Raw genomic sequence first — 13,464 nt, 5'->3', positions numbered from 1 at the left:
CAGAACTTAAGTTATTAAGACAGGTAAATAATCCCCGACTGTTTCCCTGAAAAACAAAAAAATAAAGCACAAATGCGTATTTACGCACTCATGCTTTATTCATACAATTGATTCAGATAACGGCAGCACACAAGATGCCGATAACACTTCCTAAAATAGCTCCTCCTAAAACATCAGTAGGATAATGTAAAAGTAAAAAAATTCTTGAATAAGCGATCAAACAAGCAAATAGAAAAGCTAATATTCCTGCAATACGACTTAACTCGAACAACGCTGCTACAGATAAAAAAGCAAGTGCCGTATGCCCTGAAGGAAAAGAAGAAGTCTTCGGTTTGCTTGTGTAAAGGATAAGCCGACGATTTTTTTCATAGGGTCGTTTCCGCCTTGTCGTTTTTTTAATGAGAAGTAGACCAACAAAAAAATAGATTAGACTGCCTATAAGAATAGCTAGACCATATTCTCTTGTATCAGGTACCAAAACTAAAACCGTAGCAAGGAGCAGCCAAATAAAACCGCCATTAGAGATATTACTGATAAATTTCAAGAAATTGATTTTCCTATTGTCCGTTTCTCGTTGCTTAGCGAACTTATTGATAATACGATCATCGATTTTAGCAATCAAACGCAGCATGTTATTCCTCCTTTTTAAGACCCTTTTCTTGCGTACGATGGATAAAAAGCAGGACTTGAAAATAAAACAAGAAGCTAAAACCTAATAAAGCAAGGTAGATTGGTCCTGCAAACCATAATACAATCAGAAGTATCGACGTGCCTGCTAAATAAAAAAGTGCACTTTTAAAATCATTAAAAAACAAGAAAAATGCTGCAATCCAAGAGACTTCTTTTTGATTTTCCAGTTGAAGCAAGATTTTGTAACTAAAAAGAACCGCACTTAATAGAAGCAAAAACAACGTAGTATACATCAATGTATAGCCAATTCTCCCACCCCAATAATGGAAAATCCGATAATCGATGAATAAAAGAAAAAAATAACTACTTGCTAAACTATCTTGCTTTCCATAAAGAGAAATATTCTCACGGAACTTCTTCCAGTATAATGAGCTGAGCTTTTTCTCTTTATTTTTTTTGTAATAATAAATCATATACAGAACTGTTCGACTTGCAGATCCCAATGTGAAAACAGGCAAGACGCACAGGAACCACAGTAGCTGTAACTGGATAAGACGTGGTATCCATTCAATGATTTCTAAGAAATAATCATTGGCTCTTTTACCAATCGACCGATTCATCATCCTTTTGATCCTCCTGTCAAATCCATTCCTTCAATGAAATAACGTTGTGCAAAAAAGAACAGCAAGATCGTCGGGATCAAGACAAGTGTTGCTCCTGCCATCAGATAATTCCATTGTGTCGTCGCTTGGTTCTGAAAAACTTGCAAGCCAATCTGCAACGTGTATTTTTCTTGATCTTGGATATATAAAAGAGGACCTAAGAAATCATTCCAAGCCGCATTGAAGGAATTGATTGCAATCGTGATCAAAGCAGGTTTCGTCAATGGAAGCATCAAATGACTCCAAATATACAAATGATTCGCTCCGTCGATTTCAGCAGCTTCGATCAATTCATTATTGATCGATAAGTAAAATTGACGCATCAGAAATATATTGAACGCATTGCCGAAGAACGATGGAACGATCAGGGGCAAATAAGTACCTACCCAGCCGATCTTGGAGAATAATACATATTGAGGAATCATCGTTACAAACCCTGGGATCATCATCGTAGAAAGAACCAAAGCAAACATCAGCTTTTTCCCAGGAAAATCAAGCTTCGCAAATCCATAAGCAATAAAAGAATTCGAAAGGACATTACCAATCACTACTAGCACAGTGATGAATAATGTATTTCTTGCATAGCGCCAAAAAGGAAATGCGGCAATCGTATCCAGATAGTTTTCCCATACGATTTTTTCTGGGAAAAAGGTCGGAGGATAACGAACGATTTCTTCCATTGGTTTCAATGAAGTAAATACCATCCAAAGCAATGGAATGAGCAAAATAATTCCTATTACCGTCATAAGCACATAGCTTAGCATTTTTTTTGATTGCCGATTCACACTGGTCTTTTTAAAATAATCCATCATTTGCCGTCACCTCCAGAATAATAGACCCATTTAGGTGCAAGCTTCAAATTGACAAAAGTCAGAACCAAAACGATCAGAAATAGGATCATCGACATAGCCATCGCATACCCCATATCAAAAGCGACGAACGCCTTGTTCCACATATGCAGATTATAAAAAAGCAAGGAATTTGCAGGTCCACCTGTTCCATTTTTCGTCATGACATAAGCTTCTTGAAAAATTTGGAAAGAACCGATCGTAGAGGTGATCACATCGTAAAAAATAATAGGAGTGATTAATGGCAAAGTAATACTTTTGAACTTTCCCCAAACGCCTGCTCCATCGATTTCTGCTGATTCATATAAAGATCTAGGAACATTTTGTAATGTAGCTAAGTAAAGTAGCATTGCTCCTCCAGAGCTCCATATTTTCATCAAAATCAACGCTGGTTTCGTCCATTGTGGATCAAACAACCAAGCTGGTCCAGGGATGTGGAACCAGCCCAGAAATGTGTTGATCAATCCTGCAGATGGAGAAAGCAGCTGCATCCATAAGATGTAGACTGCTACTCCTGATAAGACTGCCGGTAAATAGAAAACTGTACGGAATACACTGATTCCTTTGATTTTTTGATTGAGTACTGTGGCTAAAAACACACTGAAAATCGTCGTCAGCGGTACATTGAAGATGACGAAATAAACGGTGTTGTATAACGATTTCCAAAATAAATCGTCATGAACGAACATTCTTTTGAAATTTGCTAGACCAATGAAATTCATCTTGGATGTCAAATTATAATCGGTGAAACTACCAATAACTGAAAAAAGCATAGGCCCTAGCATAAAGATTAAAAAACCGATAATAAAAGGCGAGATAAATAAATAGGCCCATCTTGCTTCTTTTTTCTTTCGGATAGATAAACGCTTCAAATTTTCTTGCCTCCTCTTTACCTAGACAGTCAAAAACGGATTATTGATTTTGCTTGACTAAGTTCTCTACTGCTTTTTGTGCATCTGCCAATCCTTCTTTTGCTGATTTTGTTCCTAAAAGAATCTGGTCGATCTGTTCATTCACTAATGTCGTATAATCCGGTGCATCTAAAGGAACTGGTGTGATCACCGTATTTTTAAAGTTTTCGTCCGCCATTTGATAGATCATTTTCCCTTTGTCCGTTAGGTTGTCATTATTCACTAAATTCTCGTTGGCTGTCTTGCTTGCCATGATGTCAAAACTTTTTTCGCCGAATTTTTCTTGTACTTCTGGAGAAGAAAGATATTTGATGAATTCATAAGAGGCTTCAGGATCTTTTGCTCCGTATGGTACTTCCAAGACGAATCCGCCACCCCATGACCAATGACCTGAACCTTCCTCTTTTTCTGGAAGCTGCATCACGCCAAAATCAAAATCATCCGGTGCGTTTTCCATCAAGCTAGAGTAATAATTGATGTTTTGGGCGCGCATGGCTACTAATCCAGAAATAAATGGATCAGACACACCAGAACCAAATTCTGCTTCTAATTTGTTGATTGTATTTTTTCCATAATAATCCTGCCAGTCTTGAATCCATTCCAAGGCTTCCACTTTGTTTTTAGTATCAATCTTGACTTTTTCGTCCTTATCAAACCAACTAGTCCCGTTGTCTGCGTTTAGCGCCCATACATCCGCGCCTAAATTCCATAATGGATAAAAACCGATACGCGTAAACTCTTTTCCTTCTTTTTTATCTAGTTTACGTGCTGTTTCTTCTAATTCATCCCAAGTTGTCGGTAGATCTTGTTCGCTGATTCCAGCTTCTTTAAATAACTTTTTATTATAAAAAATGACTTGTGTATCTGTATTGAATGGGATGGCATAAGGATCACCTTTATATTCTACTGTATCCCAAAGCTGCGGATAAAAATCCTTAGAAGTGTCTTTATCTACATACTCAGAGAGATTGGTTGCTTGCTGTGCTTCTGCTCTTTGCGCAACGGAATTTATGTCCTGTACAATAACATCAGGTGCATTTCCAGCCGTTATTGCAGATAAAGATTTGGTCCAAATATCCCCCCATGGCTGATACTTATAATTTACATGGATCTCGTCTTGTGATTGGTTGAAATCCTCAATGATTTCTTCGATGGCTTCTTTTCGTGCGCCCGACCCCCAAAAGGACCAGAAATCAATATTTTTTCTTCCATCACTTGTTTTTTCAGAAGAATTTGCTGCACTTGAGCTGGCATCGCTTGTATTACTTGATCCGCATCCTCCTAATAAAAACAATGCTGAACTTGCCAACAATCCTGTAAACAATATTTTTTTCATATTTTACCTCCAAATTTTAATGTAACCGATATCGGTTTTAATATAACGATATCATTTTGTTCTGAAAATAACAATTTATAAGGTATGATCATCGAAAAATTATTAATGATACCAACACTTTATATAATTCGCGAGCGTTTTCTTTGAATTTTTTAATTTTTCATAGCAGAATGAGAATGTATTAAAAAAAGATTAGGAGGAATTTTGATGTTTAGACACCAGAAAGAATTGCAGTTTGAGGCAAAACCAGATCGTCCGAATCCATTAATCGCGAAATATCTGCAGGAGCTGATCGGCGGCCAATATGGCGAGATGAGTGTAGCTATGCAGTACCTGTTCCAAGGTTGGAGCTGCCGAGGAGAAGAAAAATATAAAGATATGCTGATGGACATTGCAACAGAAGAAATCGGCCACGTGGAAATGTTGGCGACAATGGTTGCTCGTTTATTAGAGGGTGCGCCTGTTGAAGATCAAGAAGCAGCAATGCAAAAAGATCCAACAATTGGTGCCATTATCTCTGGAATGAATCCACAGCACGCGATCGTAGCTGGCTTAGGACCTCGTCCTGCTGACAGCGTGGGCAATCCATGGAGCGGTGCCTATATCATTGCGAGTGGCAACTTGTTAGCAGATTTTAGAGCTAATTTAAATGCCGAATCACAAGGAAGACTTCAAGTAGCACGTATTTACGAAATGATTGATGATCGTGGCGTAAAAGATATGCTGTCTGTTCTCCTTGCAAGAGATAGTTATCATCAAAATCTATGGGAATGTGCAGTGAAAGAATTAGAAGAAAAAGAAGGTTCGATCTTAGTCCCAAGTACTTTCCCACGTGACAAAGAACGAAAAGACATTGCTTATGACTTCTATAACTTCTCAGAGGGAGACCAAAGTAGTGAAGGTTCTTGGGCTAGTGGCAAAGCACTGGACGGAGAAGGCGAATATCAATGGTTGAAAGAACCTAAGATCGAAGGCGCTGCACCAAAATTAGAACCAGTAACACCAAAAATGTATGGGACACCTCCATTCAAGAAATAAGAAAAAAGGTTGTGACAAGATTTTTGTCACAACCTTTTTATTGTATTAGAAACGACTTTCCTATTGGCTCGCTTTAAATTTCTTGAAAAATAAATTTCCTTCAGCAGTTAAGCGAACACCTCTGTTTTCTGGATTCAATGTGATATATTCTTTCTCTTTACACCATCGGAAAAACGCGTTCCCGAGATTTCCTCCTAAATGAAATGTTCGTTCTGTCCAATCTAAGCAAGGTTTCACAAGTGCTCCAGATTGTTTTTTCAGTGCGTCAATATCTATTCCTAAGTCTTTGAAATAACAAACGCCTTCTTCTGTAAGTTCCACATGATGGTTTTCCATCACAAGATAGTTGTTGTGAATGTCACTTTTCTATTTAAATGGCAAAAATTTTTAGTATTAAATGACAAAAGCTACCAATTTTTGGTAGCTTTTTATATACCTATCACTAAACTATCTCTTGCTGCTTCGACAACTTCTACAGTAATCTTATCTATTTGATTGATTCTTAAAATACGATCAATCTATGCAAATAAACGATGAATAAGCCTAAAATTTCCTTTTGTAATTTTAATGATAGTTGTGATAGCCTCATAATCAGAAAAATCTTCTAACTTAATATCAATTCCTAAGTCTGACCACTTGTATTTCAAAATATGATGTGTTTCATCCTTACTAAGGTTATCAAATTCATGAGCAAATCCTATGCGAGAGTAAAGTTGCGGATAACGAGACAACCTTTTTTCAATACCAGGCATACCGTTAAGAACCATTGCCAGATCATTTCTATCATAAATATCTCTTAGCTGTTCTAAATGCTGAAGCTTTAAACGATCAATTTCATCGACAATAATTAAATCAATTGCTTCATAGGTTTTAGGAACAGAAGGATCTTCTTGATTGTATTTTAGTACCATATGCATTGCTTTAGTCAGACCTATTCTACTAGTTATTGTGTTAATATCAGAACTGACACGAGACATCTTTTCAGTTGGTGCAGTATAAAAAACTTTATTTATACTTAATATTTCATCTGTTGCATTTTTTCCAATATCATCAGCATGATGATAGGCAATTTGTTCTCTTTACAATAGGAAACAATTTTTCGAGATAATGTCTTTGTACTTATTTTTTTGTGTCTCAATACCAATTCTTCTATTTTTTGTCTAACTTCTTCTGAAACCCTAATTTGCTCAAAATCAGTTCGTATCTTCCTAATTAAACCAACTAGACCATCATGTTCATATTTTTGTACCCAGCGATAGAGTGTACGAGTAGGTACTTTATTTTTAATAGCTATTTCTTTTATCGTTTTTTGTTTATTAAGATAAGGCTCAATAATTTTATATTTTTTCATCGCATCTATTCTTTGCTGTTCTGAAAAACTAGTGAGCGTTTGTTTTTCCATCTTTTCCCTCCATTTTATCTAAATAACGATAAATCGTTGTTCGAGAAACATTCCAACGTTCGGCAATAGTTTTAATAGGTGTTCCACTATCAACTAGAGTCTTTAATAATTCTAAGTCTTGTGCTTTTAATTTTTCAGGACGTCCTCCAAATCGCCCTCTTGCTCGAGCTGCTGCTCGTCCTGCTGCGGATCTTTCTAAAATCAGGTTGCGTTCAAATTCTGCGAATGCTGCAAACAAATGAAACATTAGCTGACCAGTCGAACTAGATTTATCCATTGTAATATTTTCCTGAAGACTATGAAAACTTACGCCGCGTTCATTCAATCGATTGACAATTGAAATCAAATCTTCCATATTCCGTCCTAATCGATCCAATCGCCAAACGACAAGTGTATCGCCAGAGCGAACAAAATCAATCGCCATTTCTAATCCTGGTCGATTACTTTTTGCCCCACTCATATGATCGGTAAAAATTTTTTCACAACCAAATTTATTTAGGCTGTCTTCTTGTAAATCCAAATTTTGTAAACCAGTAGATACCCGGGCGTATCCTATTTTCAAAAAAATCACTCCCTCATTAATTTTATTGTAACATAACTTTATACCGATGGTATAAATGAACATAGATTTTGATATGGGTTTATGAACACATAATAGAATCAAAATTATAGAAATAAGATAAAAAAATAGACTGTTCAGAAACGCCTGATTTTCTGTCCACTCTATTTATGAGCTTCATTCAGTATAGAAACAAAATAATGAATATAAAGCAAATAAATATAGGATAGGTTTTACTTATTCTTCACTGCTGCTATTTTACTAGGAAATCCTACGACAATTTTGGGATTACTTTTTTTCTTCCTGAAGACAAAAAGATGCACTTATATACAAATAAAAACTCCCTATATAGTAGTTAGGGAGTTTTATATCTTATCAACGCATCATTGAGGGGATTTTACTTTTATGTGAATATCATACGTTATTATCAATTATATTGTAAAGCATTTCCACGTGACAGTTTCCCATCTTGCATGGTGTAAACTTGGTCGACTTTATCAAGTAAACGCATGTCATGGGTTATCATAACCACACCTCGATTATACTCGTGAGCAATTCGTGCAAGTAGATCAACAACTTGATGCGCACGTTCTGTATCAAGGCTAGCTGTGGGTTCATCAGCTAATATGATGCTTGGGTTATTATATAATGCGCGAGCAATTGCTGCTCTTTGTCGCTCTCCACCGGATAAATCTTTCGGATAAGATCGTAATACCTTGTTTAGATCCAGCAGATCTAATAGTTCTTCACGATTCATTTTTTTTGAATTTGGCTTGTCTAAACGATCTATTAAATCTAACTGTTCTTGAACATTCAAAAATGGAATCAAATTCGATGCTTGTAAGATAAAGCCAAATTCCTTAAAACGCAAAGTTGTTTTTTCTTTTTCAGTCATTTGTGTTGTTTCTTTATTTTTTATAATTATTTGACCACTAGTTGGTGTTTGCAAATTTCCTAGTGTCGTCAAGAAAGTTGTTTTTCCTGATCCTGAAGGACCAACAATAGCAGTAAACTCTCCTTCCTTTAATTCAAAATTGGTAGGGAATAGAGCTTGTGTTAATGTATGTCCACTTCCATATGTCTTGGTGACATTCTTCATTTCTACTAAATTCATTGTTTATTCTCCAATCGCTTCTATAGGATCAATTTTCAAAATCTTAGGCAACGAGATTAGCCCTCCCAAAAGAGCCATTATAATGATTGCTAAACCTAGAAGTGAATAGGCTAGCCAGCTAGGATAAAAGAAAAGGGTTGCCGGTAAAACAAATTTTACTGCCCATACGCCAATAAGTGCCATTAAAACACCCATACCTGATAAAACGAATATTTGACAAAATAGAGACCAGATAATTGTTTTGGATTGAATACCTTGTGCACGCATAATGCCATAAAGCCCTAGTTTTTGAATCATGATAATGTAAATGAAAATACCGACTACTAAACAAGTAATAACTACCAGAGCTATAATCATTCCCATAAACACATTTACTTCCGGTGTGTAGCCAGGAATATTACTGATCATATCTTGTTCGGTTACTTGTACTAAGCCCTCCCCAGAGACATCAACATCATTGTTTAGAACAATTGCTGAAATGGTTTTGGTTGTTTTATCCGTATGCTGTAACTTCCAGTAGGTAGACAAATCAGTATAAATGACCGGCACGGTAAAAAATTTACTGTCATTCGTTATACCGACGACTTTATATTCGTCAGTACTTCCATTTAACTGTATCTGATCGCCCATTTTAATATTATAATTTTCCATCGATTGATCAATGATAACTTCATTCTTACTTTCAGGATAATGACCTTCAATAAGTTTAGGGGCAATAAAACTGTTCCAATTTTGAGCAAAAATTGAGATATTCACTGTCGTATCATCATTTTTTAGATTTGTTACAGCAAACATATATCCTAGGGGGACCGCGTCATCTGACAACTTATCTTTATAGTTATCTTCAGTAATAAAGGAGGCTGTTAGATTCTTATTTGCATATTTTGAGAGTACTACTCCTGTTGAATCCCAGTTATCCGCTGCGGTTCGGTTATCTCGAACTAAACCAATTGCTAGGCTTGTCATAAAGAAGACCATAAACGATATAAGGAAAACTGTAACTAGGACAAGGCTGTAACGAAGTTTATTGTGTAAAATTTCTTTTATTGCAAGATACATTATTTTTATTCCTTTCTATTTTTAACTCCATTGTAAATTAAGTCTACAATTTCTTCTAAACGTTGATTTTGTTGCTGTTCAGTCATTTTTTTATTAAAAATCAGACATTGAACAAACAACATAAGAATCTGACTGGCAATCGCTGAGAACAAGCTCGTTAACGTGATTTTTTCATCTATTTTCGAAAAAAGGGAATGTTCTCTTGTCCAATTATTCTTATTATTGGAATCAATATATGAGAAAAAATCTTGTTGTAACTCTTCGTTTATTAGTATTTCGGACAAGAAAATTAAGACAATCTCTTTATTTTCCATTAGAAATTGATAACGATTAAAAACGATGTAATGAATAATCTCTTTTACTTCTGCTTTTTTTTCAAGATCTTCAAAAAAATCGGAAGTAAAAGCAGGTAATATATGATCTAAAATAGGTGTAAGTAAATTCATCGTTAAATCATGCTTATTTGTAAAAAACTTAAAAATTAGCGCTTTTGAAAAACCGGCTTCTTTCGCGATTTGACTGGTTGAAGTGTTGGATATTCCTTGTTTTGAATAAAGTCTAATAGTAGCTTCTAATATTTTTCGCTTATTCTCTGGCATTTCAGCCATATTTAGCCACTGTTCATAATTCGTCATAATCGTTTCTGACATTTCATACCTACTTTCTATAATATCCCACATCGTGACCGATCGGTCACGATGTGGGATTATAGTATCATCTAAAAGTAAATTAGTCAAAAAAACGCCTAATGCAATTTATGCTGATAAATACCTAAATCTATATGTTACTTAATAGGAACTTATTTCTAATGAAAAAAAGCTGATTTTATGTACACTTCATACTAGTGTACATTTAAGTTGTTTTAAGCTATTATATTTATATACTTAAAATTACTTATTTTTGATGGGAGTTCAATAGGTGAATCAACAAAAAAGATTGCTGATAATAATGGAAAGACTAAAAAAAGAACAATCGTTAACTTTACAAGACATTATGCAACTTACAGGTGCTTCTAGAGACACGGCTAGAAGAGATACAATAAAACTAGCGGATAACAACCTTGTGATTAGAACTTACGGAGGTATCAGTTTAGCAAATTCGTTTAATAAAATAGATGGATATTTAGGAAGAACAGATCAAGAACTTCAAGTGAAAAAGCAAATTGCTAAAGAAGCAAGTAAACTATTACTTGAAAAGCAAACCGTATATTTAGATGTGTCGACCACAATCTCACTTTTGCCTCAATATTTAGCGAATAGAAACATAAACTTGGCTGTGACAAACTCGATTGACATTGCCGATCAATTCTTAAAGACCACTTCAATCCCTACTACGATTCTTGGAGGAACATTAAATAAAGAAAGCCGTTCAGTTACTGGTGGATACCCAATCTGGGAATTAACTAAGTATCGGTTTGATATTTCTTTCTTAAGTTGTGCGGGTATAAATAATCAGGGAATCTATTATGCCCATGAAGAAGACATCGCAATGAAACAGGTAGTTAGAGAGAAAAGTAACAAAATCGTATTACTATGTGATCATACAAAAATCAATTTATCACATAATTACCTTGTCTACTCGTTTGAAGAAATTGATTATTTGATAACCGATAAAAAAATTCCTGAAGAATTAGCCGTTAGAATAGGAAAGAGCAAAATCATCTACACAAAGGAGAATAGCTATGATTAAAACGATATTATTTGATGTTGATGGAACGATTATTGATACAGAATATGTTATGACACATTCTCTGCAAAAAACATTGCGTGAAGAATTAGAGAAGGAAATCCCGATTAAAGAATTACATTATATTTTAGGTATTCCTGGAAGAGAAGCTATTAAAAAGTTTGTAAATACTGAAGAAGAAGAGGAAACTCTCTTATCAAAATGGGGTGAAAACGTACTTTTATTAGCAGACAATGCTCAAGTTTTTCCGCATATAGAAGAAACATTACAGACATTGCATGTAAAAGGGATTCAATTAGGACTTGTCACATCTAAAACAAAAGAAGAAATGAAAAATGAGTTTGATCGATTTAATTTAAATCAGTATTTTGATATACAAATTACAGCTTCAGATACTAAGTTGCATAAACCTTTTCCGGACCCCATACAAAAGGCAATTGATGAATTGGGCATAAAAAAAGAAGAGACGATTTACATTGGTGATTCATTATATGACATGCAAAGTGCGAAATCTTGTGGAGTCACTTTTGGTTTAGCTAAATGGGGTGCTAAAAACATTGAATCATTTCAAAGTGTAGATATAATTATTGATTCTCCTCAAGAAATACTTGATTTGTTAGAAAATAGGCAAAGAGCGTGAGATAAGGATAGGGTTTCACGCTCTTTGTTTTTCGCCATTTAAAGATTGAAATTTTTGCCATTTAAAAAGAAAAGTGACAGTTGTGAAGGAGAAAGTTGAAAAAAACTACACCTATCACACCGGCTAAATGCCGATAACAAGATCTTCCTGCTTTTAATTCACTATATTCTTTGTTTTCATTAAATGATTTGATCGATTTAACCGGACTAACTACCATAAGATTTTCTAACAAATCAGCGATTTCCAGAAATGATAATCGATAATAGACATTTCCTCCCTGTTTATAAGACATCACCCAATCAAGAGAATGAAGTTTTTTTATACGATAAGATGCCGTGTGATCTTTTATTTTTGCTTTCTTTGCTAGTTCATGTACAGTATGGAACCTTCCATCCATCAATAAAGTAAGGATCTCAAGTCGCGAATGATCTGCTAAGAGTTTAGTCGTTTGCTGAAGATCAGGAAATCCAGCCATTTTTTCTATCCTTTCACACATCGATGAGCATCGAGGAATAAGCTTAGTATACTATATTCAGAGGTGAGGATTATGTTTAAAAAAATGGAAAAAAGTTTCTATTACGGATTTCCCGTCGTGCTGATGACGACTAAGGATGAGAAGAAGGGATTTTACATGATCCAACTCATATCAATGTGGATAAATGGCAACCTCTTATCTATAAATTCAGGGAATATACAACTGCCAACCAGTCGTTAAGTTTGAATTTTAGATTCCAAGAATTCAAAGAGTCGTAATGATAAACATCGTTAGGTATAAACAAAAAAAAGACTCACAGCACGAGTAAAAAACAAATAGAAGCTATAAGGTCGAATGTGACTCTATAGATGCAGTATATGCAGCTTATGAGCATTTCTTCTGTTCTCTTTGTTTTTGGGATCTGTGCTGAAGTCTTTTTTGTTTTTTGCCGCTCTTTCTTTGAAAAATCGATTCTGTTATACCTTCTCCATTACTAATTCAGGCATCTGCTGAGTAATGATTTTTCGCGCAAAAGAAATATCTGTTACCCAAGGTTCGATTTGTTCTTCATTCAAGACAAGCGGCATTCGGTCATGGATTGGTGCAACTGTGCGATTAGGTTCAGTAGTCATTATGATCGATTCTGCTGTTTTTTCATCGTGATGGCTACGATAAAAGCCGCCAATATACACTATTTTTTCCTTATTTGAAAACATAAATTTGTCTTTTTCTTCATTCCACTCATAAAAGCCGCTCATTGGGAAAACACAACGATTTTGCAAAAATGGTTGATGAAAGGTCTTTTTTTCTTCTATTGTCTCTGCTCGGGCATTGATCATCAATTGTCCTTTTTTAAATCCGGTAAATCCCCACTTCATGATTTCCGGAGTGAGATTGTTTTCTTCCTTTTTTCTTAATGTCACAACAAGATTTGACGGAAAAATTTCTCCAGCTGCTAATTCTGCTGCCTGTTCCGGTTGTTTCTTCTGGGCTTCTCGATAATAATTCTGAAGGAGCTCCGACTCTAGATTAAAAAAATAACGACCACACATCCTAATACCTCCCCCATCTTTTTATCTATCATACACTGCAACAAGAAGTTCA

The 13,464-nt window shown here is 35.2% G+C and carries 16 protein-coding genes and 1 pseudogene; 3 read left to right on the top strand and 14 right to left on the bottom strand.

Features of this window, described 5'->3' with window-relative positions; genetic code table 11:
* Positions 1-112: 112 nt before the first annotated feature.
* From A5849_RS03980 to A5849_RS03960, 5 genes are read right to left on the bottom strand one after another with little or no spacing between them, the layout of a single operon-like run.
* On the bottom strand, positions 113-631 hold the full coding sequence (locus A5849_RS03980; protein ID WP_002312039.1) for a phosphatase PAP2 family protein: 519 nt from the start codon (positions 629-631) through the stop codon (positions 113-115).
* 1 nt (position 632) lies between these two features.
* Positions 633-1,253: a DUF624 domain-containing protein gene (locus tag A5849_RS03975; protein ID WP_002313354.1), complete on the bottom strand. Its 621-nt coding sequence runs from the start codon at positions 1,251-1,253 to the stop codon at positions 633-635.
* Positions 1,250-2,104: a carbohydrate ABC transporter permease gene (locus tag A5849_RS03970; protein ID WP_002308183.1), complete on the bottom strand. Its 855-nt coding sequence runs from the start codon at positions 2,102-2,104 to the stop codon at positions 1,250-1,252. Before A5849_RS03970 ends, A5849_RS03975 begins: the two co-directional genes overlap by 4 nt.
* On the bottom strand, positions 2,101-3,012 hold the full coding sequence (locus A5849_RS03965; protein WP_002291248.1) for a carbohydrate ABC transporter permease: 912 nt from the start codon (positions 3,010-3,012) through the stop codon (positions 2,101-2,103). Before A5849_RS03965 ends, A5849_RS03970 begins: the two co-directional genes overlap by 4 nt.
* 40 nt (positions 3,013-3,052) lie before the next feature.
* Positions 3,053-4,387: an ABC transporter substrate-binding protein gene (locus tag A5849_RS03960; protein WP_002345370.1), complete on the bottom strand. Its 1,335-nt coding sequence runs from the start codon at positions 4,385-4,387 to the stop codon at positions 3,053-3,055.
* 207 nt (positions 4,388-4,594) lie between these two features.
* Here A5849_RS03960 and A5849_RS03955 point away from each other — a divergent pair, with 207 nt between their 5' ends.
* On the top strand, positions 4,595-5,425 hold the full coding sequence (locus tag A5849_RS03955; protein WP_002286789.1) for a manganese catalase family protein: 831 nt from the start codon (positions 4,595-4,597) through the stop codon (positions 5,423-5,425).
* Positions 5,426-5,485: 60 nt separating this feature from the next.
* Here the strand turns inward: A5849_RS03955 and A5849_RS03950 are convergent, their stop codons facing one another.
* The 7 genes and pseudogenes from A5849_RS03950 to A5849_RS03920 all read right to left on the bottom strand — a co-directional run bounded on the left by A5849_RS03950 (position 5,486) and on the right by A5849_RS03920 (position 10,209).
* Positions 5,486-5,746 (bottom strand): hypothetical protein, encoded by a 261-nt coding sequence (locus A5849_RS03950; RefSeq protein ID WP_002334960.1) that lies wholly within the window; start codon positions 5,744-5,746, stop codon positions 5,486-5,488.
* Between the two features lie 107 nt (positions 5,747-5,853).
* Positions 5,854-6,501 (bottom strand): annotated as a pseudogene (locus A5849_RS03945) (AAA family ATPase); the annotation flags it as partial.
* The gene (locus A5849_RS03940) at positions 6,441-6,827 is read right to left on the bottom strand and encodes a helix-turn-helix domain containing protein (protein ID WP_002308173.1); all 387 of its coding nucleotides are present in this window, start codon (positions 6,825-6,827) and stop codon (positions 6,441-6,443) included. The pseudogene A5849_RS03945 and the gene A5849_RS03940, both read right to left, overlap by 61 nt.
* The gene (locus A5849_RS03935) at positions 6,805-7,389 is read right to left on the bottom strand and encodes a recombinase family protein (RefSeq protein ID WP_002308171.1); all 585 of its coding nucleotides are present in this window, start codon (positions 7,387-7,389) and stop codon (positions 6,805-6,807) included. Before A5849_RS03935 ends, A5849_RS03940 begins: the two co-directional genes overlap by 23 nt.
* 424 nt (positions 7,390-7,813) lie before the next feature.
* Positions 7,814-8,500 (bottom strand): ABC transporter ATP-binding protein, encoded by a 687-nt coding sequence (locus A5849_RS03930; RefSeq protein WP_002308169.1) that lies wholly within the window; start codon positions 8,498-8,500, stop codon positions 7,814-7,816.
* Positions 8,501-8,503: 3 nt separating this feature from the next.
* Complete coding sequence (locus A5849_RS03925) at positions 8,504-9,559, bottom strand: ABC transporter permease (RefSeq protein ID WP_002308167.1); 1,056 nt, start codon at positions 9,557-9,559, stop codon at positions 8,504-8,506.
* 5 nt (positions 9,560-9,564) lie between these two features.
* A complete protein-coding gene (locus A5849_RS03920) occupies positions 9,565-10,209 on the bottom strand; it encodes a TetR/AcrR family transcriptional regulator (RefSeq protein ID WP_002308166.1) in 645 nt (214 codons plus the stop codon).
* A 268-nt stretch (positions 10,210-10,477) separates the two neighbouring features.
* Between A5849_RS03920 and A5849_RS03915 the strand changes: the two genes are divergently transcribed.
* Positions 10,478-11,248: a DeoR/GlpR family DNA-binding transcription regulator gene (locus A5849_RS03915; protein WP_002344572.1), complete on the top strand. Its 771-nt coding sequence runs from the start codon at positions 10,478-10,480 to the stop codon at positions 11,246-11,248.
* The gene (locus tag A5849_RS03910; RefSeq protein WP_002345374.1) at positions 11,241-11,885 is read left to right on the top strand and encodes an HAD family hydrolase; all 645 of its coding nucleotides are present in this window, start codon (positions 11,241-11,243) and stop codon (positions 11,883-11,885) included. The genes A5849_RS03915 and A5849_RS03910 overlap by 8 nt, the downstream gene beginning before the upstream one ends.
* A 61-nt stretch (positions 11,886-11,946) precedes the next feature.
* On the opposite strand, the gene A5849_RS03905 is transcribed toward A5849_RS03910, so the two are convergent.
* Together A5849_RS03905 and A5849_RS03900 are read right to left on the bottom strand one after the other, a co-directional pair.
* The gene (locus A5849_RS03905; protein WP_002345375.1) at positions 11,947-12,360 is read right to left on the bottom strand and encodes a helix-turn-helix transcriptional regulator; all 414 of its coding nucleotides are present in this window, start codon (positions 12,358-12,360) and stop codon (positions 11,947-11,949) included.
* Between the two features lie 476 nt (positions 12,361-12,836).
* Complete coding sequence (locus tag A5849_RS03900; protein ID WP_002345376.1) at positions 12,837-13,412, bottom strand: SOS response-associated peptidase; 576 nt, start codon at positions 13,410-13,412, stop codon at positions 12,837-12,839.
* Positions 13,413-13,464 lie beyond the last annotated feature (52 nt).

Source organism: Enterococcus sp. 10F3_DIV0382 (assembly GCF_002140245.1).
GTDB classification, from domain to species: domain Bacteria; phylum Bacillota; class Bacilli; order Lactobacillales; family Enterococcaceae; genus Enterococcus_B; species Enterococcus_B lactis.
Note: the sequence above shows the minus strand (reverse complement) of the source record. Positions and strands in the feature narration are given on the sequence as shown.

Bases quoted from the DNA above. Each gene is read 5' to 3' on its own strand.
- A5849_RS03980 (WP_002312039.1), bottom strand. From the start codon at position 631: ATGCTGCGTTTGATTGCTAAAATCGATGATCGTATTATCAATAAGTTC.
- A5849_RS03975 (WP_002313354.1), bottom strand. From the start codon at position 1,253: ATGATGAATCGGTCGATTGGTAAAAGAGCCAATGATTATTTCTTAGAA.
- A5849_RS03970 (WP_002308183.1), bottom strand. From the start codon at position 2,104: ATGATGGATTATTTTAAAAAGACCAGTGTGAATCGGCAATCAAAAAAA.
- A5849_RS03960 (WP_002345370.1), bottom strand. From the start codon at position 4,387: ATGAAAAAAATATTGTTTACAGGATTGTTGGCAAGTTCAGCATTGTTT.
- A5849_RS03955 (WP_002286789.1), top strand. From the start codon at position 4,595: ATGTTTAGACACCAGAAAGAATTGCAGTTTGAGGCAAAACCAGATCGT.
- A5849_RS03940 (WP_002308173.1), bottom strand. From the start codon at position 6,827: ATGGAAAAACAAACGCTCACTAGTTTTTCAGAACAGCAAAGAATAGAT.
- A5849_RS03930 (WP_002308169.1), bottom strand. From the start codon at position 8,500: ATGAATTTAGTAGAAATGAAGAATGTCACCAAGACATATGGAAGTGGA.
- A5849_RS03925 (WP_002308167.1), bottom strand. From the start codon at position 9,559: ATGTATCTTGCAATAAAAGAAATTTTACACAATAAACTTCGTTACAGC.
- A5849_RS03920 (WP_002308166.1), bottom strand. From the start codon at position 10,209: ATGTCAGAAACGATTATGACGAATTATGAACAGTGGCTAAATATGGCT.
- A5849_RS03910 (WP_002345374.1), top strand. From the start codon at position 11,241: ATGATTAAAACGATATTATTTGATGTTGATGGAACGATTATTGATACA.
- A5849_RS03905 (WP_002345375.1), bottom strand. From the start codon at position 12,360: ATGGCTGGATTTCCTGATCTTCAGCAAACGACTAAACTCTTAGCAGAT.
- A5849_RS03900 (WP_002345376.1), bottom strand. From the start codon at position 13,412: ATGTGTGGTCGTTATTTTTTTAATCTAGAGTCGGAGCTCCTTCAGAAT.